Annotated in this window: 14 protein-coding genes and 1 pseudogene; 14 read left to right on the top strand and 1 reads right to left on the bottom strand. The window is 59.2% G+C overall.

Translation table 11 applies throughout. The features are described from left to right. Positions 1–129: 129 nt before the first annotated feature. The 13 genes from tssB (at position 130) to tssJ (ending at position 19,636) form a co-directional block, all read left to right on the top strand. On the top strand, positions 130–642 hold the full coding sequence (tssB, locus tag AB4Y35_RS30245; RefSeq protein ID WP_368707286.1) for a type VI secretion system contractile sheath small subunit: 513 nt from the start codon (positions 130–132) through the stop codon (positions 640–642). Between the two features lie 67 nt (positions 643–709). Further along, a complete protein-coding gene (gene tssC / locus AB4Y35_RS30240; protein ID WP_368707285.1) occupies positions 710–2,242 on the top strand; it encodes a type VI secretion system contractile sheath large subunit in 1,533 nt (510 codons plus the stop codon). 82 nt (positions 2,243–2,324) lie between these two features. Next, complete coding sequence (locus tag AB4Y35_RS30235) at positions 2,325–4,664, top strand: type VI secretion system Vgr family protein (protein ID WP_368707284.1); 2,340 nt, start codon at positions 2,325–2,327, stop codon at positions 4,662–4,664. Positions 4,665–4,672: 8 nt separating this feature from the next. Then, positions 4,673–7,420, top strand: a complete 2,748-nt coding sequence (locus AB4Y35_RS30230) for a glycoside hydrolase family 19 protein (RefSeq protein ID WP_368707283.1) — start codon at positions 4,673–4,675, stop codon at positions 7,418–7,420. 11 nt (positions 7,421–7,431) lie between these two features. After that, positions 7,432–8,319, top strand: a complete 888-nt coding sequence (locus AB4Y35_RS30225) for a tetratricopeptide repeat protein (RefSeq protein ID WP_368707282.1) — start codon at positions 7,432–7,434, stop codon at positions 8,317–8,319. Between the two features lie 124 nt (positions 8,320–8,443). Continuing rightward, a complete protein-coding gene (locus AB4Y35_RS30220) occupies positions 8,444–9,229 on the top strand; it encodes a hypothetical protein (RefSeq protein WP_368707281.1) in 786 nt (261 codons plus the stop codon). Positions 9,230–9,510: 281 nt separating this feature from the next. Then, complete coding sequence (locus tag AB4Y35_RS30215) at positions 9,511–9,774, top strand: PAAR domain-containing protein (protein WP_368707280.1); 264 nt, start codon at positions 9,511–9,513, stop codon at positions 9,772–9,774. Positions 9,775–9,777: 3 nt separating this feature from the next. Further along, positions 9,778–11,013 (top strand): hypothetical protein, encoded by a 1,236-nt coding sequence (locus AB4Y35_RS30210; RefSeq protein ID WP_368707279.1) that lies wholly within the window; start codon positions 9,778–9,780, stop codon positions 11,011–11,013. Further along, positions 11,010–14,573, top strand: coding sequence for an ImcF-related family protein (locus AB4Y35_RS30205; RefSeq protein ID WP_368707278.1), 3,564 nt, complete (start codon positions 11,010–11,012; stop codon positions 14,571–14,573). Before AB4Y35_RS30210 ends, AB4Y35_RS30205 begins: the two co-directional genes overlap by 4 nt. Beyond that, the gene (gene tssA / locus AB4Y35_RS30200) at positions 14,570–16,153 is read left to right on the top strand and encodes a type VI secretion system protein TssA (protein ID WP_368707277.1); all 1,584 of its coding nucleotides are present in this window, start codon (positions 14,570–14,572) and stop codon (positions 16,151–16,153) included. The genes AB4Y35_RS30205 and tssA overlap by 4 nt, the downstream gene beginning before the upstream one ends. Before the next feature lie 18 nt (positions 16,154–16,171). Beyond that, a complete protein-coding gene (gene tssF, locus AB4Y35_RS30195) occupies positions 16,172–17,983 on the top strand; it encodes a type VI secretion system baseplate subunit TssF (RefSeq protein ID WP_368707276.1) in 1,812 nt (603 codons plus the stop codon). Then, positions 17,980–19,092: a type VI secretion system baseplate subunit TssG gene (tssG, locus tag AB4Y35_RS30190; protein ID WP_368707275.1), complete on the top strand. Its 1,113-nt coding sequence runs from the start codon at positions 17,980–17,982 to the stop codon at positions 19,090–19,092. Before tssF ends, tssG begins: the two co-directional genes overlap by 4 nt. A 13-nt stretch (positions 19,093–19,105) precedes the next feature. Continuing rightward, on the top strand, positions 19,106–19,636 hold the full coding sequence (gene tssJ, locus AB4Y35_RS30185; RefSeq protein ID WP_368707274.1) for a type VI secretion system lipoprotein TssJ: 531 nt from the start codon (positions 19,106–19,108) through the stop codon (positions 19,634–19,636). Positions 19,637–19,646: 10 nt separating this feature from the next. Here the strand turns inward: tssJ and AB4Y35_RS30180 are convergent, their stop codons facing one another. Continuing rightward, positions 19,647–21,113 carry an MFS transporter gene (locus AB4Y35_RS30180; RefSeq protein WP_368707273.1) on the bottom strand — a complete coding sequence of 489 codons (1,467 nt, stop codon included), beginning with the start codon at positions 21,111–21,113 and terminating at the stop codon, positions 19,647–19,649. A 199-nt stretch (positions 21,114–21,312) separates the two neighbouring features. Between AB4Y35_RS30180 and AB4Y35_RS30175 the strand changes: the two are divergent. After that, positions 21,313–21,747 (top strand): annotated as a pseudogene (locus tag AB4Y35_RS30175) (EAL domain-containing protein); the annotation flags it as partial. Between the last annotated feature and the right edge of the window lie 20 nt (positions 21,748–21,767).

Genomic DNA, 21,767 nt, shown 5'->3' with positions numbered 1-21,767 from the left:
CATGGGGTGCCTTCGGTACTAGATCCCTGCGAGCATGCATGTGGCGAAGGACCGCGCATGCAGCGCGCGACACCGCATCGCGACCGTCCAGTTCTGCGCAATCGTGAACATTAATTAATTAGGCATACTATGGATAGCTTTCAGAGAGAAATCCCAAAAAGCCGCGTATCGATTACCCTGGATCTTCACACGGGCGGAGCCCGGAAGAAAGTTGAACTGCCGCTCAAGTTGCTTGTTGCCGCTAATTTTAGCGCGGGCGCGGAAAATGCACCGCTCGCCGCCAGAAAGAAGGTCAACATCGATAAAAACAATTTCGATGCCGTGCTCGGCGATTATGCGCCGAATTTGAAGTTTGGCGTTGAAAATACGCTGGCTGGAGATGGCGGCGAATTGCCCGTGAACCTCTCGTTCCGTTCATTGAAGGACTTCGATCCGGAGCAGGTGGCCCGACAGATTCCCGAACTCCAGGCGCTGCTCGCCATGCGCAACCTGCTGCGCGACCTCAAATCGAATCTGCTGGATAACGGGACATTCCGCCGCGAATTCGAGAAGGTCCTGAAGGACAAGCGTCTGTCCGACAAACTGCGCGGCGAACTGGCGCAGATCGCGACGGCTGCGACCCAGCCAGAAGGGCATGCCTGAGCGCGCCAAGGCGGCATTCACCGCTTTTCGCAATCAGCTTGTGTTTCAAACGCAGACAGGAACCGCAATGAGCCAGAACAAAGCCGCCACGGGTGCAACCGAGACCGTTGTGCTCGAGGGAGACAGCGTGTACGCCGCGCTGTGTAGCAGGATCAATCTCAAACCCGTCGCCGAGGCACGCCCGCTCGAAGCGTTCCGCGACGGCGACACACTCTCCGAAGCTTCGGCCGACGAGCGCATCGCGCGCGGCATGGGCGCGTTTCTCGAACTGGTCGCGAAGTCGAGCCAGCCGGTCGATCGCCTCGACAAGTCGCTGCTCGACTTCCATATCGGGCAACTCGATCGCCAGATCAGTCGCCAGCTTGATGCGGTGATGCACGCGCCCGAATTCCAGGCGCTCGAAGGTCGCTGGCGCGGCGTGAAGATGCTGGTCTCGCGCACCGACTTCCGCCGCAATGCACGCATCGAACTGCTCGACGTCTCGAAAGAGGCGCTGCAACGCGATTTCGAGGACGCGTCCGAACTCATCCAGAGCGGCCTCTATCGCCTCACGTACATTGAGGAATACGACACGCCTGGCGGCCAGCCAGTGAGCGCGATGATCAGCGACTTTGAGTTCGATAACTCGCCGCAGGACATCGCCCTGCTGCGCAACGTCTCGAAGGTCGCGGCGGCAGCCCACATGCCGTTCATCGGCTCGGTGGGCCCGGCGTTCTTCGGCAAGAAGACGATGGAAGAAGTCGCTGCCATCCAGGACATCGGCAACTACTTCGACCGCGCCGAGTACATCAAGTGGAAGAGCTTCCGCGACACCGATGACGCCCGCTACGTAGGCTTGACCATGCCGCGCGTGCTGGGCCGCCTGCCGTACGGCAAGGATACGGTGCCGGTGCGCGCCTTCAACTATGAAGAAGCGGTGAAGGGCCCGGATCACAACCGGTATCTCTGGGTGAACGCCTCCTTCGCGTTCGCAGCCAACATGACGCGCAGCTTCGTGAACAACGGCTGGTGTGTCCAGATTCGTGGTCCGCAGGCGGGCGGCAAGGTCGAAGACCTGCCGGTCCATCTGTATGACCTCGGGACCGGCGCCCAGCCGAAAATTCCCACCGAGGTGCTCATTCCGGAAACGCGTGAGTTCGAGTTCGCGAACCTGGGTTTCATCCCGCTCTCGTTCTACAAGAACCATGACTTCGCCTGCTTCTTCTCGGCGAACTCGGCGCAAAAGCCAGCGCTCTACGAAACAAAAGAAGCGACGGCCAACAGCCGCATCAACTCGCGCCTGCCGTACATCTTCCTGCTGTCGCGCATTGCGCACTACCTGAAGCTCATCCAGCGCGAAAACATCGGGACGACGAAGGATCGACGCTTGCTCGAGCTGGAGCTGAACAACTGGATCAAGGGTCTGGTGACCGAGATGAAGGACCCGGGCGACGAACTGCAGGCGTCGCACCCGCTGCGCGAGGCAAAGGTCACGGTCGAAGACATCGAGGACAACCCGGGGTTCTTCCGCATCAAGCTCTTCATCATCCCGCATTTCCAGGTCGAGGGCATGGACATCGGCCTTTCGCTGGTGTCGCAGATGCCGAAGGCCAAGAGCTGATCTGACGTTTCAAGTACTCGCTGCCGGGGCGTCGGGCGCCCCGGCAGTTTCTTGCCGTCATTGTGTATCCGGGAGAGATTCGATGTCGATGGTCATGCCTCTGCAGGCTTATGAATTGAAGCTGGCGCCGCATCCCGCGCCGTTCTCGATCCTGAAATTCGCTGGCGAGGATAAGGTCAGCCAGTTGTACTGGTACGAGATTCAATTCACGAGCCCGACGGCGGGTATTCCGATGGACCAGGTGCTGGGGCGCCCGGCCAGATTTGCGATCGATCCCATTGATCCGAACCTCGGGGACCTTCACCGGATGTACGGAGAGAATGCGGAGAAGTTCAGCAAGAAGCCGCCGGCGTACACCATTCACGGCATCATCACGAAGTTCGACGAGCTAGAGACGTCCGCCGATGAAACGCGTTACCGCGTGCGCCTCGAACCGAAGCTGGCTGACCTAAATCGCGGCGTGACGAGTCGTTTGTTCCAGAAGCAGTCAGTCGAGGAGATCATTACCGATACGCTGCGTCACTATGGGTATCGGGCGGGTGTCGACTTTGTGTTCAAGTTGCGGGGCCAATACAAGCGGCACGAGTACGTCACCCAGTACCACGAGACCACATTCGCGTTTATCCAGCGCATCTGCGCGGAAGAGGGCATCTGGTTTCGCTGGGAGCAGACAAAAGATTACGCCGTCGTGGTGTTCGGCGACGATCTCGACGCGTATTCGCGCAAGCAGCGTACGGTGCCTTATCGTCGCCATTCGGGCCTTGCAAATGTCGGGGCTGACTCGATCAAGATGCTCACGCGCCGTACCCACCGCGTGCCGGAAGCAGTGCGGCTGCATGACTACAACCACCGCCAGGCCGATGTATCGCTGCTGGTCGAGGAAAACGCGGCACGAGGCGACACGACGACGAACGCGGTCGACTATCACTGGGGCGAACACTATGAAACGCCCGAGGAAGGTCAGCGCATCGCGCGTTTGCGTCATGAGGCGCATCTCGCCGGCCAGGTGATCTTCTCGGGGATGGGCAATCCATTCTGGCTGGAGGCCGGTGAAGTCATGAAGGTCGACCCGGTTCAGGTTGACGCAAAACATGGGATCTTCATCACATCGGTGCGCTCGCACGGCGCGCGCAATAAGTCGTATCGGGTGACGTTCGAGGGCATTCCGTCAGACCGCGTCTGGCGGACCTCGATGACTGACGTCAAACCAAAGGTCATCACGGGCATTCTCCCGGCCCGCATTACGTCGCCCGGAGATTACAAATACTCGTACTTGACCGAGCAAGGCTGGTATGTCATCAAGCTGCCGTTCGACCTGGACGAGTGGAGCCCCGGCGGCACAAGCCGGCCTGTGCGCCTTGCCAAGCCGTATAGCGGCGACAACTATGGTCATCACTTTCCGTTGATCGATTCGGCGGAGGTCGCGCTGGAGTTCACGGCGGGCGATCCTAACCGTCCGATCATCATCGGCGCGATGCACGATAGTTTGCATCCCGATCTCGTCAATAACCTCAACAACACCCGAAACCTCATTCGCACGGCTGCGCAGAATGAATTGCGGATGGAGGATAAGGAAGGTATTGAGCATATCCACCTGACCACGCCGTTTCAGACCAGCGAATTGAATCTCGGGCATATGGTTGATGGTGATCGCAAGGAGCGGGGGCGGGGCGCGGAGCTGCGATCGGACGGGTACGTGTCAGTTCGTGGAGCTAGGGGTGTGCTCGTCACTGCCGAGGATCAGGCCGGTGCCGGTGGCCCGCAACTCGCCATACAGGATGGCGACGCGACGCTCGAGCAATCCAAGCAGATCATGCAGTCGCTCAAAGAGTCCGCAAGTGCAGCCAAAGCGCTGCCTCCAGATGTCGAGCAACACCGCGTTCTCGTCGATCAAAATCTCAAGGGGCTCAGGAACGCAGTTGTCATGGCAACCGCTCCTGACGGTACTGGTATCGCGAGCGGCGACAAACTTCTGATTGCGACCCGAAAGCAGATGTTCCTTACGGCCGGACGAGGCTTTGATCTCGGCGTGGCGAAGAACATCGCAATGGCCGCGGGCGAGATTATCTCGTTGTTTGCGGCGAAGCTTGGAATCCAGTTGTTTGCCGCGAAAGGAACGGTGCAGATTCAGGCACAGTCGGATGAAATGGAACTCATGTCAATGAAGAAGATGACGATCAGTTCTTCAGATGACGAAATGCTTATCATCGGTCGGAAAGGTGTGACGATCGGCGATGGTTCAGGGGCCTACATCAAGCTCGCTGGCGGCAAGATAATTCTCGGCAGTCCTGCCGGTGAAATCGAGATAAAAGGCAATTTGACGATCGACGATGCTAACGGTGGCAACTTCAAGTTTCCAACCTGGTCGTCATCGCCGCTCCACGACGTGAAAGACGCTGCAAATTTCCGTTTCTCCGAATAAGCACGTTCATGGCCAACAAATCCGCACCGAAGAAGTCGCAGCCAGCACCGAAGGATCCGAAATCGCCCGTGAGGGCCAAACTGAAGATGCTTCCGTTCGTGTTTCCTCTCCTGCGCAAGGCGCATGCGAATTCCACGACTGCAGCGCGCTTCACCGACGAGCACGAAATCTACAAAATTCTGGCCGGGCATGAGAAGGGCGGCTCGTATCTAGTCAGCAGCCAGGGCATGTGGCATGGCGGGATTCATATCACGGAGTCTGGTGCTGGCCAGTCACTGGCTCTCGACGCGGGTGTGCCAGTGATCGCCGACGGTGAACTGATTGCGTTTCGCGCGAACAAGGCCTATCCGGTTAGTGAGGTGGCGGCATCGGACGGGGCAACGATTCAGGCGGCGTACAGTACCGGCTTCGCTCTCGTGCGACACGAGATGGAGTTTCCAGGCAACAGGAAACTGCAGTTCTACAGTCTCTACATGCACCTGATGGCCAATGAAGATTACGACGTGAATTTTCCGAGGCGGCAGAAGCCCTCATACTGGCAGCAACAGTGGACGATCACTGACTGTGCGAAGAACGTGCCCGCAGCCCGCGCGGGGCAAAGTACAGATCCGTCACAGATAGGCCTACGCGTCCGAAAAAAGCCGAATGGCCAGATTATCGGTATCTTGCCTCAGCGTGCGAGCGTGACCGTTGGCAAGGTTCAAACGACGGGGAAGTCTCCGTGGGGACAACTGACAGACCTGCAGGGGGCGTTGCTTTATCCGACTGAGGCCGGCGGATATGTCGATCCGTCCACAGCGATCGGTGGCTGGATTTTCCTGGGACAGGAGAATGGTGGTCCCGTCGCGCAACAGAGCGTCCCCGCCACCATGTTCGACAAGGTGATTGTGCCAACGGCCAGCGCGGACGCAACTGGTGCGCAGCAAAGTAACAAGGTGGGTATCCCCGTCAAGGCTGGTGACATCATGGGACATCCTGGCCGTTTCGACCCGCTCGCTGGAAATGTGACCAGAGACCGGCGGGTGCACATTGAAGTCTTTTGCGATGACAGTATCGTGGAATTCCTGTCTTACGGTCAGGAATGGATTTCGCGGAACGGGGCCTTGAAGGATAAATGGGAGGAGCTGGGATTGCCGCCCGGGCCAACGCTCCTCCGGATTGATCGGGACACAATTCTTTACCATCGTGGCGCTGGCGACCAGTTCAGCGCCGGCACGGATGCGCAGTCAAACAAGACCGCCGTTATACAGGTGTACTCACTTGCGGAACTTGGGCGTAACAAGGATAACGTGTGCGCGGAAAAAACCGAAGATCCCATCAGCAAGCGCAAAGTGAGCTGGTACCAGGTCGAGGCTGCCAACGCCCTTGGTCACGCCATTAAAGGTTGGGTTCGGGAGGCGAATCACCCGGGCGGTGGCATGGTGACACGTGAATTCGCGCAGAAGTGGGTCGATTTCAATGTCTTGCCTGCTGAACCCCATGACACCGCACACACGATCTTCGCGACCACGCCGCAATGGATCGACTACATGTCGAAAGACGAGGTCCCGGAGCCCGCATCGCGCGAGAAACTCAGCCCACTAATGCAACAGGTGTATGACGCCGTATTCAGAACAGGTAATGGCAAGCAGGCGGCCGATGAACTCAGTGCAATGTCGACGACGGAGTCGGACGGCTATCCATGGCTGATGCAGGGGGCGTCACGCCTGATCGTGAAACACGAGAGTGAATGGTCAAATCCGTCGAAGTGGCAGGAATTGTACAGCGCCCTTGGGGAGAGGTCGGACGCGAAATCGAAGCTGGCCCTGGAAGCGGATCAGCAGCGCATTCCGAAACTTGTGTGGTGGGATGAGGTGAAAGCCGGTGTACCGGGCTTTCCCGGGCCGGATGTGTACCACATCAATCCGATTGCGATTGTGGGGAATTTCCTGAGCGGCCACTGTAGCTGTAAAGATACGCCAATATCCGTGGCCGTATTACAACGCATTGCAACTCGCGCCAGTGAATCAATTCTCAACGAATACATCGACGCTATAAATGACACTTTTGTCAAATATAAATTCGACTCCTGCATTTCACGTGCACATTTCTTGGCTCAGATACTTCACGAAAGTGCGGAGTTTAGTGCCACCGTGGAATCCGGAAAAGACGCGAAGTCATACGACCCATGGCGCGGACGCGGGTTAATCCAAGTAACCTACGAAGCGAATTACTTGGCATACGAGGCATATTCGGGAGAAGACGTAACCTCCACTCTGACGGCGATGAAGAAACTCGAAATGGCACCGCATTCAGTATTGTCTGCAGCGTGGTTCTATGCGGTTCTTGCTGGTTTAATTGATCCGAGCAATGCAGATGATTTTATGTGGGTCACAAGATCCATTAATGGTGCATATACGGGCTACGATGACCGTCTCAATTATCTAAATAGGGCAATTGACGCCTTGGGTGTAAGAAGTTGTTTGGTACTTAATAGAAATGGTGTCTACCTTTTCGAAGAGAGCAGGGCATATAACGAGAAGAGAGCTTCATGCGCGTGGGGTATGTGGAATGATCCTGGTCTTTCGAAGACTGGAATATTTCATAAAACTGCGGCAGAGGCAATTAAAGGATATAGACGATATCTTGAACTTGATGACGCTGCCGGAAGGCCTGTCGATAGCCACGGCAGTCCTAAAGATCGCGGATGGTACCGAGTTACGGGTCCAATCCGACCTTTCGTCGAAAAAAGATTGCAATCCCTAAGTGGCGTTTGATTGGATAAATCGTGAATATTTATTTTCGAGTCATCGGGATATGGCTAGCATGCTATGTAAATTTATTGACGGGCACCGCTGTAGCCGGTGTGAATTCTCCATTTATTATTTCTGGAAATTTTGAGGGCGGAATTGCGTCAGGGAAATTCATATACACGGTCGATTCATCTGGGATGGGATTGAAAATTAGATATTATTCGCCGAGCATCGGTAAGACTATAGACTATAAGGTTTCAAAATACGACAAATGCAGCGCGATGGTTTTGTATGCAATACAAGACACAAATCGTGTGGTAATTGACGGCAGTTGCCCTGGTCAGGGCGGTCAAATCTATAAAAATGTATATGCATGGAATGCAAATCAAAAAAATTGGTGCCTCATCCGAGAGATAATCGGTGAGAAAGCTGATGTATCTTCAGGGGCCGTTGTATCATCCGAGCGCGTAAGTCGTGTGAAGGGTTGCGCCACCATTGGTGATGTCGGCGCATTTACATATGAGTCGCCATCTGAAGTGGCCAGCGAGATATCTCGTGAAATCAGAAAGTTCAAAGGTGCAAAGCAAAATAGAGACTCGCTTCGGATATTTTTGAGAGAAATGCAAGATTATGACGTGTCCGAAATATCCGGTCACCTCAGTCGAGAAAATGTGGGAGATATAAACGATCTCGCATTCTATCTTTCTAGGAATGGAAGGTCGTATGAAGCTATCCAAGTGCTGGAGACGATCGTTTCCGATTTCCCTGATCGAGTTGTTGCGAAATTGAATCTCGCCGATGCTTACTGGGATAATAGCTTCAAAGAAAAGGCTAAAAATCTCTATCGTCGATACAGTGAGCAAATGACCGTTCTCAACCTCGGGAACGAGATTCCACAAAGGGTTTGGGAACGAATTAAGTAACCTGATCATCGACGATTCGTTTCGATTGATTTATTCTCGGTCTATGGGGTTGTCAGTTGTCGACAGACAAAGCATTTACTGGGGTGACGAAGGTCGAGGCGACAAATTTCCCCGAGATGCGTTGATGATTAAAATTTGGACTTTTCTGGTAGTTGTCATTATAAGTGGTTCTGCGTGGGCAAAGAATACGTGCTCGGATATCCACCTCGCGCAGAGCTATCCGCCTGTGAGTACAAGTAACGGAACAATTTGCTTCGTTCGTGAACGAGCGGTAGACCCAAAAACTCGGACGCCGATCGATGCAGACGCGATTTCTCTGTATTGGATTTCAGATGGAGCAGCTCCCGTAAGGTCAGATGGGCGAGGCCTCCTGTATGATGATTCGCCAGGGAAAATTATTGACGCATTTGCGTTGAGTGTTGGCCGAGATAAAAAGGAAATGCTATTCGTGATCCATTCGATGAAAATACGGGAATCTCTTGTGGAGCCCAATTCCTCTGGCATATTCTTCTCGATTGCTGTCTTTGATCTGGTTGGGAGCAGTCTGCGTCGAGCTGAGCGCGCTTCTGAGTGGTTTGGGGTCGATTATAGCTGGCTATCAGATGGCAAACGCAGGATTTATAAATTCCCTTATCAATCGAGGAGTGATGTTATGAGGGCTATGTATTCTCCTTTTATCTCATTAATGGTTCGGGATGGTAATATTTCCGCTCAGGTGATAAAAAGGAGTTATCTACATGAATCTCCTAATATTAAGGATCGGACGAGAGAGTATTTGATCGAAGGAGATCAGGTCGTGGTTGAAAAGACGACCGCTGGTTGGTGCAAAATTAACTATTATGGTGGAAAAAATCCATTGGAGGCCTGGTTAATGTGTGATGCACTTGGTGTCAACAAGAAGATGAATTAAGTTGGATTGAAAGTAATAATTCTGGCGACTGAAATGTGGGTAACTATATTTGATCGTCATCGCTGGTTAACGGCGTGGAAGACGCTGAAAATTTCCGTTTCTCCGAGTACCACTCGTTAATGGTTGAGGCACTTGGTGTTGATTGAAGGCAAAGGAAGTGAAGTCTGAGAATCCATGATCCCGACAATTGCCGTTTAAAATTTCGTCTCCGTTCGCCACCGTAGCTCGATGACATTAAGGGCGCGAATTTCCTTCAGCATTATTTTATATAATAGGTAGTTATGCTAATGAAAAAACTCATTTACGAAGGCGATGCGACGAGTCATGGCGGCAAGGTCCTTACTGGCTCCGATCGGATCAAGGTAAGGGGGCGTCGTGCAGCACGCTTGTACGACAGGGTATCGTGTCCGATACACGGTGAGAACATGATCGTGGAGGGCGGCGGCAGAATGAAGGACCAAAGTACGCCTCTCGCGTGCGAAGGGAATCATACGCAATGCGGCGCGGCACTGATTGCCTCGACCGATGGGGTGCGAGTGCGCTAACCAATGCCGATTGACTTCAACCGTGTGCCGCCAAAGGTTGATGTGCCACCAGCGCCACGGCTCTCTATTCTTGCCTGGCTCTTGCTGTTCGTGCTGATCATGGGCGCTGGCGCCACACTGACAATTCTTCTCTGGCCAACAGGCTGGCCAACGAACACATTGTTATTTGGTCTTTGCGTGGCTGGCTTGCCGTTCGTAGCGTTCACTGTTTTGCTTCTCGCGCGGCTTGGGTATGGCTACGCCTGTCGCAACGAGGCAATTGTGACCAACAAGGTCAGCGAGCGGATCGAACAGGACTGCCATGACAGGGCGAGTCGTCCGCTTGCAGTCCTTGGTCACGCATGGTGCTTTTCATCGGATATGAAGGAAAACACCGTCGATAGCGTACTCGGTGGGGGGCTGAGGATGGAGCCGCGGCCGAGCGCGACCGTTGGCGATAAACAGGTGCTCGCGCGCTGGCTTGTGCTTCCAAACGTAACGTTCTCTCCTGGCAATGAGTTGAGCGAATATGCGCGTCAACAAGCCGTGATCACATGGCTGCTTGCCCGTCTTCTGGAACGTCTAGCTTCGACGCTAACGTCGTTGCCACGCGACACCCGTTTGCTGGCCGAGTTGTCCGTTTTCCCTGTCGGGCACGTTGGCGCAGTTGAGGCACAGTTGCGCGAATATGCCGCAGCCCGCGCGCCGGGTTTGAAGATTGACGTGAAACGTACAGAAGAAGCGGTATCGTTGTTCCGCGTCGACGGGTGGTGCGACAGACGCGACCCGCAAAGCCCGCGTTTGCTTATCGCGATAGAGCTTCGCAATGCGATAAGCGCCCTACTTTCCGACGGTGTTGCGGAGGCCGGTGTTGCCCTGCTGGTGGGGCATCCACAACTTTCGTCTTCGGTGCCGTCACGCTTATGCCTGCATCGCCCAGCTAGCGGAGCACTCGATGAAACGGCGACGACACTCGCACTTGCTGCCCGCTGGGGGCGGACCGCACTTGAGAAGCTGAGTGCGGTCTGGTCACACGGCCTGCATCTCGACCAAATTGGCGCCGTGCGTCAAGGTTCGGCTTTCACGGACCACACACCTTGGTTCCCGCTAGAGACGTCGGTGGGCGATTGCTCGAGTGTGGGGCCGTGGCTGACCCTCGCACTTGCTGCAGAAAACGCGCAAACGACGGGTGAGCCGCAGCTCGTACTTTGCAGAGAAGGTGACGATGTGCTTGCCCTCGTGTGCAAGAAAAAGACATGAACGCAATTAGATCCAAAACCCTGCCAGTCGGCCTATTCTTTGGCGCTGCTGCGACCATCGTTTTCGTCGTACTCCTGATTGCGATGTTGATATTTGGATCCCTGCACGGATGGACTGTTGAGAAGCGGCTCATCGCTGGACTTTCGCTGGTGTGTATCTGGCTAGTCGTACTGCTATCGTTCAAGCTCTTCGAGGGATTGCTGCTGTGGATTGCCACTCTCAAGGCCGCACGATGGTTTGCGAAGTACGACTCGGTCAAACGTGCGGTGCCTGTCGGGGAGGGTGATCCGGAGGAGGTGGAGGTGACAGTCGATCACGGCAGCGCGCTACGCGAAACCTTGTATAACCGTCACGGTTGGCGCTGGCGCTATCGTGAGCGATGGATATTTGTGGCTGGCGATGAGCCGCTTGTTAAACGTCTCGCCCCCGGGTTGGTTGACGGTGGTTACGTGCTCACTGGCGATGTTGTTTTGCTTTACGCGAAGCAGACGAGCAATACACTTGATATCGATTGGCTTGACCAGATACGCCGCCTGCGCCGCCGTCGCCCCGTTGATGCGATCGTCGCCGTCACGCGCAATCGCAACTCGGGAAAAAGCCCGTTCGACAACGACGGGCCCGGCCAACGCCTCGCGCGCCACGCCCGCGCACTGCGCTGGGCAGCACCCGCGTACCTGCTCAACGTGACGGATTTCGGCACCGAGCCGACGGGTCCGGATGAAGCCATCGGCCTTACCTGGGCAAACTCTCGCGTCAACGCCAGCGGTATTGAAGCATCGCTCTATAGTCTCACCCGCACGCTGGCCGACGTTGGCGTTGCACGCCTTGCACAGGACAATCGAGACCGCTATCCGTCCGAGCTTTCGCAACATATCGAAGGGGTGGGCAGCGCATTGTCGGGACTCGTCTTGCGCACAGCGCAGCATTGGCGCCACGCCGTGCACGGTCTCCTGTTCGCGCCGCTGTTCAAGGAGCGCGAGCTAGCCCCACCAACCGAAAGCAATAAAGGAGACGGCGAGTCCGAAGAGGAGAGCGCGTCCCCTCAGCACCACTCGATCTGGCAAACCATCGCGGACCACAGCCGCAAGGTGCACGGCCGGCGCGTCGGTTTTTCATTTTCGACGACAGCCGCATGGATCGCCACGGCAGCCGTTGGCCTCTGGACCGTGGGCACCATGGTGTCGGGTTTCACGAACCGCGCAACGATCAGCGCCGCCAATGACACGATCGCAAGACTTGCGAGCACCCAGAGTCCCACGCAGGCAATGCAGACACTGGACAGCCTCGACAAGCAAATCGATACGCTCGAAGTGCGCCAGCGCGAAGGCGCACCGTTGATGACTCGCTTTGGCCTGAATCAGGACCGCACGTTGTTAGCCGCCTTCCGGCCCAGTTATGCCGATGCCGCCGGCCGCATCCTCGTCAGCCCGATCCGCCAGAAGTTCGAGGACCGTCTGCGCCAACTCGCCTCCATGTCGGATGAAGAAATCGCAAGCGGCGGCAGCGCGCAGGCGCAGGCCGCCTACGACACGCTCAAAGCCTATCTGATGCTCGCGAAGCCCGAGCGGGCCGCGGCGTCCTTCCTGACACCGCAACTCCTCGCGACCGCCGTTCCGGTACGCCCATCCGACTCATCGGTCACATCGGGGACATGGGACGATCTGCGTCAGCACACCATTGCGTTCCTGGCGAGTCACATCGGGACGCAAGCGTCGACCGGTAGCCGCGCGCTTGCCATTGCGGCAGATAGCAGCCTGGTCGCGGCCACCCGTCAGACGATCATCGGCGTGCGCGGCATCCAGAACTCGACGGATGCGGTCTATCAACAGATCCTTGACGACGCGCAACCGAAATACCCACCGGTCTCTCTGCCCACACTGCTCGGAGATACCACCGGACGCGGCCTCTTCAACACGACGCAGACGATCCCGGGCATCTTCACGCGCGACGCGTGGGAACAACGTATCTCGAAGGCGATCGACGAAGCGAGCGAGCAGGGCAACGTCGCTGGCGACTGGGTGCTTTCGGATGCGAAGTCCGGAAGCCAGGCGTCGTCGACCCTGAAAGGCGAACTGCGACAACGGTACTTCGACGACTACGCGCGTGCATGGGAGCTGTTCCTCAACAGCCTGCGCTGGCAGTCCGCCCCGACACTGTCGGCAACTGCCGATCAGCTCACGCTTCTCGGCGACCCGCAACGCTCTCCGCTGGTCGCACTCATGAACGCAGTCGTGTATCAGGCGGGCGCGGGCGCAGCGACGCAATCGCTCTCGGATTCCCTGATCAGCAAGGCGCAGCAGTTGGTCGGCAACGACGAAAAGGATCCGTCGAAGCGGGCGCAGCCCCAACTCGCCCCGCTCGCGGACGCGTTCGGGCCGATCCTGCGTCTGACGGGCAGCGACCTCGTAACCGGCGCGCCGGCGCAAACCGGCAAGACCGCCGCGCAGATCGCGTCCACTTCGGACCTGAGTCTCGCCCGTTATCTCGAACGCGTGACGTCGATGCGCTTGAAGCTGCAACAAATGGCAAACAGCGCCGACACTGAGGCGATGGCGCGGGTGGCCGCGCAGTCCGTGTTGCAGGGCAAGACGTCCGACATCGCGGACAGCCGTGACTACGCGAGCCGTGTGGCCGCCAGTCTCGGCGAGCAATGGGCGGGTTTCGGCCAGATGCTGCAGGCGCCGTTGAATCAGACCTGGCAGGCGGTCGTGCAGCCGGCGGCGGCCAGTCTGAACGACATCTGGCGCAATTCAATCGTGGCCGACTGGAATCAGGCTTTTGGGGGCCGTTATCCATTCGCAGACTCGGATAACGACGCTTCGATACCCGACATGGTTCGTTTCATGCGTCCCGACAGCGGCGTGATCGCACAGTTCGTCGCGACGCAACTGGCCGGCATTGTCGAGCGTCAGGGAGACAGGTGGGTGGCCGCACAAGGCGCGGATCACGGCGCGCTCATGCTCGATCCGGGCTTCCTCGACGGTCTGAACCGGCTGTTGCGCGTCGGGATCGTGCTGTTCCCGTCCGGCGATGCCCATATCCGCTTTGATTTGCGCGGCGTCGCGACACCGGGCATTACGGATATGCGAATCGTGTTCTCGAACAACGATCTGCACTACTTCAACCAGCAGGAAGAATGGGTGCCGTTCGAGTGGCCGGGCCAGTCGCTGGATAACCTGTCGCACATCGAATGGCAGACGGATCAGGGCGGCCTGCGCTCGGCCCTCGACGCACAGGGGCGGTTCGGGCCGATCCGTTTGCTGGAGCGTGCAAAGGCGTCCCAGCAGGACAACGCGCGCTATCTGCTGACATGGACGCCAGACTCGAGTCAGGGCATCCCGCTCAAGGTCCAGTTACGCAGCGACGGCGGTGCGGGACCGCTCGGCGTGCTGCAACTCCGTCACTTCACGTTGCCCACCAGGATCTTTGCAGGCGGCGGCGCGAAGGCAGGTCCCAGGATCGCCACGAGCAGTCCGCCGCCGTTGCCGCCGGCCGCATTGGCCGCGGCGAAACAGGCGGCCATGCCGTTGCCCCGTGGTTCCGCGCCGGAGGTCCAATGAAGCTCGGAGAACTGTTCAGAAGCCTGTTGCCGGCGCGTGAAGATGCCGGGGAACTTGTCCGCGCGCGTCTGGATGCGTGGGCGCCCTGGCTGCAGCCGCTCGCGGGCGAGGCGGGCGTTGGCCGCGATCCCGGTTACGAGGATGCGTTCTTCGCCCTCAAGGATGAGGCGAGCAAACTTTCGGACATCGACGAGAGTTTGATCGTGCGTTCCTGCGAGCAGCTTTTGAAGGAGACCGGCAAGGATCTGCGTCTTGCGGGCTACTATGCGTTTGCGCGGCTGCGCGAGGATGGACCTGCGGGCTTCGCTGACGGTCTGGAACTCGCCGCCGCGCTCGTCGATCGTTTTGGCGAAGCCGTGCTGCCCGCGCGCGCCGAAGCGAAGAAGGGCGCGCTTGAAATGCTGGCCACCACGCGCGTGATGGAACTCCTCGATAGCCGCGGAGAATTTGCACCGAGCGACCTCGAGCGGGCGCTCGCGGCACTCGACGTACTGGTGGCGCTCACCGGCGTCTGGCCTGAGACCGCACGACCCAACCTGCACCCGCTTGTCTCACGCTTCGAGCGCAAGAACGGTTCGGATTCCAGAGAAGAGGCGATTTCTTCATCCCCGTTGCCCGCTACGGCAAATCCATCAATCGGACCGATCACTTCGACGCGTGACCTGCTCGATCAGGCCCGCACGATGGCGGCATGGCTGCACGAGCAGGAAAACGGCTATCTGCCATCGGTGCGCCTCGTGCGCAGCGTGCGCTGGGATACGTTGCACGAGGTGCCACCGTCGGATGCCGCTTCGCACACGCGCCTCACGGCCCCACGTGCGGAGTTGCGTCAGCAGATGAAGCGGCTCGTGCTGCAAAAGCAGTGGCATGAACTGCTGGAACGTGTCGAGGGTACGTTCATGGAAGGCGTGAATCATCTGTGGTTCGATCTGCAGTTTTTCCAGCATACCGCTCTCGACCACCTCGGCGCGCCCTACAGCGCATGGCGCGAGCTGCTGCGCGCAGACTTCGCCCTGTTTCTCGAACGACTTCCCGGGATTGAGCGGTTGTCGTTCAGCGACGGCACACCGTTCGCCGACGATACGACGCTCGAATGGATTGCGCGCCACGCCGTGGTGCGCGACCTCGAAGCGGGCGAGGGCATGGCACCGCTGCCGGTATCCGCAGACAGTGATGTGGAGAGCGCTGGCGACTGGCCGGAGATCGAGGCGCAGGCGCGGGATCTGGCCGGGCGCGACGGTATAGAAGCAGCGTTTGCGTGGCTCGAAGCGCTACCAGGGATGCGGACCGAACGGCACCGCTATCTTCAGCGATTCGTAATGGCGCGTCTCGCCGATCATGCCGGTCGGGCGGATACGGCAGTTGCGCTGCTTGTCGAACTGGACACGGCCGCACAATCGTTGCCGCTCATGCGCTGGGAGCCTTCTCTCGTGTTCGAGGTCAAGTCCCAGTTGCTGCGTGCGCTCAAAGCGGCAACCAACCGCAAGGATACCGACAAGCCCTTGCTCGCACGCCGTATCGGTGAATTGCAGGCCGAACTGATCCGGCTCGACCCGGCCCGCGCGCTGGCGATCGCGTGAGTCTGCTCTGGAAAATAGATGAACAATGACGATCCCATCCTGCGCTACTACGAAGCCGAGATGCGCTACCTGCGTGAATCTGGCAAAGAGTTCGCCAAGGCCCATCCCGACCGCGCGCGCATGCTCAACCTCGACCGCGTCGGCGACCGCGATCCCTATGTCGAGCGGCTCCACGAGGGCTTCGCGTTTCTGGCAGGGCGCCTTCAGCAGAAGCTCGATGACGAACTGCCGGAGCTCACTGAAGGGCTCGTGAGCCTGCTGTGGCCGCACTATCTGCGCATGATTCCATCGCTTTCGATCGCTGAACTCATTCCCCTGCGGGAGAAACTCCAGCGCACTGAGGTCGTGCCGGCCGGCGTACCGGTGCGTTCGGCGCCGATCAGCGTGCCGCCCGCGGGCAGCGAGGGCACGACGGCACGCACCGTGCAATGTCTATACCGGACCACCCAGGCGGTCATGCTGCAGCCGCTTGCCATCACGCACGCGGGACCTGCCGTGCGCCATGACGGCCGCTCGGTCATTCGGCTGGGCTTCGAGTTGCAGCATTCGGCGCGCCGCGAGGAAACCGACCTTTCGCGCGTGCGCTTGCATCTGAACGCCGATCTGCCGGTGGCGTTCTCCATGCACCTCGCACTCACGCGCCAGGTCGACACGATTCTCTGGCGCATTCCACAGGTGCGCGACGGCGAGCCTGTGCCGCTGCCCGGCATCACGATCGAGCCCGCGGGTTTCTCGACAGAGGAACGGCTGTGGCCCAAAGCCGATGCTGCCTTTTCCGGATTTCAGCTCCTGCTCGAATATTTTTCCTTTCGCGAGAAGTTTCTGTTCGTCGATCTGTGCGGCCTGGACGTCGCGAAGCTCCTCCCGGAAGCGACCCGCTTCGAGCTGGAATTCGTGCTCAATGAGGCTTACCCATCAGACCAGCGTTTCACCAGCGAGAACATTCGACTGTTTTGCGCACCGGTGATCAACCTCTTCGAACTCGACGCGGAACCGATCGAAATCGACCATCACGAAACCGAGTATCGCGTCGTGCCAGCCGGTCATCACGGGGAGCACGTCGAAACCTATTCGGTCGATGCGATCGAGACGTTCGATCACGAGACGGCCGAGCGCTACGAGTATGTCCCCTTTGCCACGTTCAGGCATCGCGGGGGCATGCTCCGGCATGAGGCGCCGGAGCGGTACTTCCATGGCCGCGTGCGGCTCGGGGTCTCCGGGCTGCACGAGACCTGGGTGATCCTTGGCGGTCATGCCTGGGAAACGCTGGAGACGCTACCTGAAGAAAGCCTCTCGCTGCGCGTGACGGGCACCAACGGCATGCTGCCGCGCAAGGGATTGCGCGAGGCGAGCATCAGCGAACTCGCCGCGAGCACGCCGAACGTCACGGGCGTGCGCAATCTCGTCGCGCCCACGCTGCCGCTGTATCCGCCCACGGGCGACCGGTTCCAGTGGCGCGTGCTTTCGCATCTCGCTCCGAACTTCCTCTCGATGATGAATGCGGAGGTGCTGCGCGGCGCGCTCGCGCTCTACGACTGGACTGACGATGAGCTGAACCGCCGGCGCCTTGCCGCCATTCTCTGGGTCTCGCAGGAGCTGCTCGAGGAGGTGTCGGGCGGCGCGGTCGAGCGCGGGGTGCTGATCGAAGTGACGCTCGATGCGCAGGCGTTCGCCGGCGAGGGCGACGTCATGCTCTTTGGTGAACTGCTGCACCAGTTCTTCGCGCTGTATGCGGAAATCAATTTGTTCACGAAGCTCTCGATCGTGAGCCTGCCGTCGCAGACCCGCACTGTCTGGCCGCGCAGCAAAGCACAACGCGCACCGCTATGAAGCCTCAGGATCCTCCCAATCTCGAACCGCTGGTCGCGTCCCTGCTGGCCCGTGCGCCGCAGATGAGTTTCATGCAACTGTGCCGCCTGCTGGAGGTCGGCGCCACCGATCGTCCCGGGTTCGGAACCCGCGATACGCCGGAGCACGAGTCGGTGCGTTTCGGCTCGTGGCCGCGCGCCGGGTTTCCCGCGAGCGAAGTCGCCACAGTCGACTTCGGCGATGCATGGGACGAGTCCAGACGGCATCAGACGCCTGTTGTGCGCACGACGTTCATGGGCCTCTACGGCGTCGACGCGGCGATGCCGTCACACACGATCGACGACATCGTTTTGCGCGAACAGGGACATGAGGTCGTCGAGTCATTTCTCGACTGCTTCAATCACCGCTTCGTCACGATGCTCTACCGTGCGTGGAAAAAGTACCGCTATGTGGAGAGTTTTCGTCCGGGCGCAACCGACCCGCATTCGCTCAATCTGTTGTGTCTGGTTGGGTTCGGCTGGGGTGACAAGCCCAAACGCGCCGGGCTGCCTGATGCACGCATGCTCGCGCTGCTGGGCCTGCTGACCCAGAAAACACGTACGCCAGAAGGGCTCGCGGGCGTCATTGCACTGGCCTTGCCGGGTGTGGACGTGCGCGTCGACGAGTTTTTTCCGGCGATCACGGGAACCGGCAAGCTGCGGCCGCTGACTTCATGCCCGGCGACACCACCGGAACCCGTGATGGCTGGCGCGCAGAAAGGGCTAGGGGGAGGCTACGTGCTGGGCCAGCGACTGACCTATCGCAGTCGTGCCGCGCGGGCCACGCTGCGTCCGGGCAACGCACAGCAGGCGCACGCCCTGTTGCCCGGAGCGTGGCTCAACCGCGAACTGATGGCTTTCGTGCAGCTGTATGTGGGCGTGAAGGCCGACATCCATCTGCGTATGCAGGTGTCCTCAAGGATTGCGCCACTGCCGGCAATCGGCTCGGCCGCCGCCGAACCCGCGCCGCGGCTTGGCTGGACAACGGTCCTGCCCTCCGAAGAAGAACGCATGATCACTATTCCACTCGGGGTCGTCGCGGCGTTTCCCACTCCGGCGCCGAACCCTTACCTGAGTCCGCAACGTGCATAACCGGGCATCTCTCATGTTTATCCGTCTGGCCGTGACCACCGCCGCATCTGTCTTCCTGCTGTCGGGTTGCGGAGCGTGGCAGGCTGTTTCCGACACCACGTCGAATGCTCTTCACGCGGTCTTCTACAAGAAGCTCAAGGTGCTCAACGTCGATCTCGCCGCGCGTCAGGCATTGAATCCGGATGATGCCGGCCGTCCGACTTCGGTCGCCGTGCGCGTCTATCAACTCAAGGACCGCAAGCTCTTCGATGGCGCCTCTTACGACGATCTGCTGAAGAACGATCGCACCGTTCTCGCGCAGGACCTGCAGGACAGCATGGCGGCCGCGCTCAACCCCGGGGCTTCCGCAAGCCTGACACAGGCGATGAAGGGCGATACGCAATACGTGGCGATCGTCGCGTTTTATCGAAATCCTGGTAGTGGCAATGGGTGGAAGTACGTGATCGAAAAGAAGAAGCTCGATCCGGACAAACCGCTCAAGCTCGAACTCGTGAACCAGTTGCTGCTCGCGGCCGACGCACCTTCACAGAAGGCAACGCAGTAACGCAGCCAGCTCACTCCTCCCGCACAGCCGAAAGCGGCGCGGCCACATGTTCGAGCGACTTGCGCTCCGCGTCCACGCCCCAGATCGCGGCCACGAGTGCAGCCGCGATCATGAGCGCCGATCCCACCACGTAGCCCGTGAACACTTCGCTGCGCTGGTGTGTATCGATCAGTCGTCCGAAGAACGCCGGGCCGATGATGCCGCCCAGCGCCGTGCCGAACGCATAGAACACGGCGATGGCAAGCGCCCGAATCTCCAGCGGAAACGATTCGCTCACGGTCAAATAGGCGGAACTCGCCGCCGCCGAGGCGAAAAAGAAAATCACCATCCACGCGCCCGTTTGCATCGTCGCGGTGAGCATGCCTTGCTCGAACAACCAGCCGCTCGCCGTGAGCAGCACGCCCGAGAGCGCATAGGTCGCGGCGATCATCGTGCGCCGGCCAATCACGTCGAAGAGCCGCCCCAGCACGATCGGACCGAGGAAGTTGCCGAGCGCGAACGGCAGCAGATAGAGGCCAACGTCGCCGCCCGGCACGTGATAGAACTCGGTGAGCACGAGCGCGTAGGTGAAGAAAATCGCGTTGTAGAAGAAGGCCTGTGCGGTCATGAGCGATAGACCCACCAGCGCGCGACGGCGGTGCCGCACGAATATGGCATGAAACACCGCGCCCAGCGGGGTATGGCTGCGCGCATGCAGACGCAGTGGGTCGCCTGGCGGGTCTTCCAGCGTGTGGCCCACATCGCGGAAGCGCGTTTCGATGCCCTCCACGATGCGCTTCGCCTCGTCGTGCTCGCCGTGCGTGAGCAGCCACCGCGGGCTTTCGGGAATCCAGCGGCGCATGGGCAAGATGATGAGCGCGAGTACTGCGCCGATGAAAAAGCACACGCGCCAGCCCCAGTCCGCGGGCAGCAGATGCGGGTCGAGCAGCACGAGCGAGCCCGCTGCGCCGATGGCCGCGCCCACCCAGAACGTGCCGTTGATGCTGAGGTCGGTCCAGCCGCGCACGCGCGCGGGCGTGAACTCCTGGATCGTCGAATTGATGGCCGCGTACTCGCCGCCGATGCCCGCGCCGGTGATCGCGCGAAACACCACGAAGCTCGCGAAGCTCCATGAAAACGCTGTCGCGGCGGTGGCCAGCAGATACACGGCGAGCGTGATGAAAAAGAGCTTGCGGCGGCCCAGCCGGTCCGTGAGCCAGCCGAAACCGAGCGCGCCGCACACCGCGCCGGCAATATACGCGCTGCCGGCCAGGCCCACCTGCGCATTGTCGAGATGCAGCACCGGGCTCGTTTTCAGCGCACTTGCTACCGCACCGGCCAGCGTGACTTCGAGACCGTCGAGCAGCCAGGTGACGCCCAGCGCCACGACGATGAGCACGTGAAAGCGGCCCCACGGCAAGCGATCGAGGCGCGCGGGCAGCCTGGTTTCGATGATGGGAGGCTTATCAGTCGTCTCGGTCGTATTGGGAGGATTCATCGGGTAGGGCGCGGTTCAGCACGCGATGCCTTGTAGCATGCGCCGTTCCTGGGATGCGGGCGCGCGCGAAAACAGAAAAATCAGCCTGTGAGGAAACGGCTGACGTAACGTATCATCTGTTCATACAAAAGCACCTGTGCATGGATGGCGCGCCCCGTTCCGGACATGATCCGGGCATGGGCTCCCTGCACGTCACCCGCGTTTCCTGCTCGAACAGCGCGCCCGCACCGAGGCGGTGTTCGAGACGCTGAAGGCGCGCGGCGTGAAATTCGCCATCGACGACTTCGGCACGCACCACAGCAACCTCGACACGCTCGGGCGCTTTCCGTTCGACTACGTGAAGATCGACGGGCAGTTCGTACGACAACTCGAGCGGCGCGGCGATCAGCTCGTCAAGGGGATCGTGGCGCTGGCCAGCCACTTCGACATGGAGATCATTGCGGAGGGTGTGGAGACCGAGGCGCAGCACGAGATGTTGCAACGACTGGGCATTCGCTACGCGCAAGGGTATTTCTACCGGCGGCCGGGCTCGGCTGCGAGCATTGCCGAAATGCAGCGTGACGCGAGCCTCGTGCGTTATGCGGTGTCGTCGCCGTTGCGCTGGCGCGAACAGGTGCGAGCTTGTCGTGAATAACGAATCCCGTAAGCGGTTGC

This window comes from Paraburkholderia sp. EG286A (genome assembly GCF_040965375.1).
Lineage (GTDB): Bacteria > Pseudomonadota > Gammaproteobacteria > Burkholderiales > Burkholderiaceae > Paraburkholderia.
This window is presented reverse-complemented; position numbering and strand designations above follow the sequence as displayed.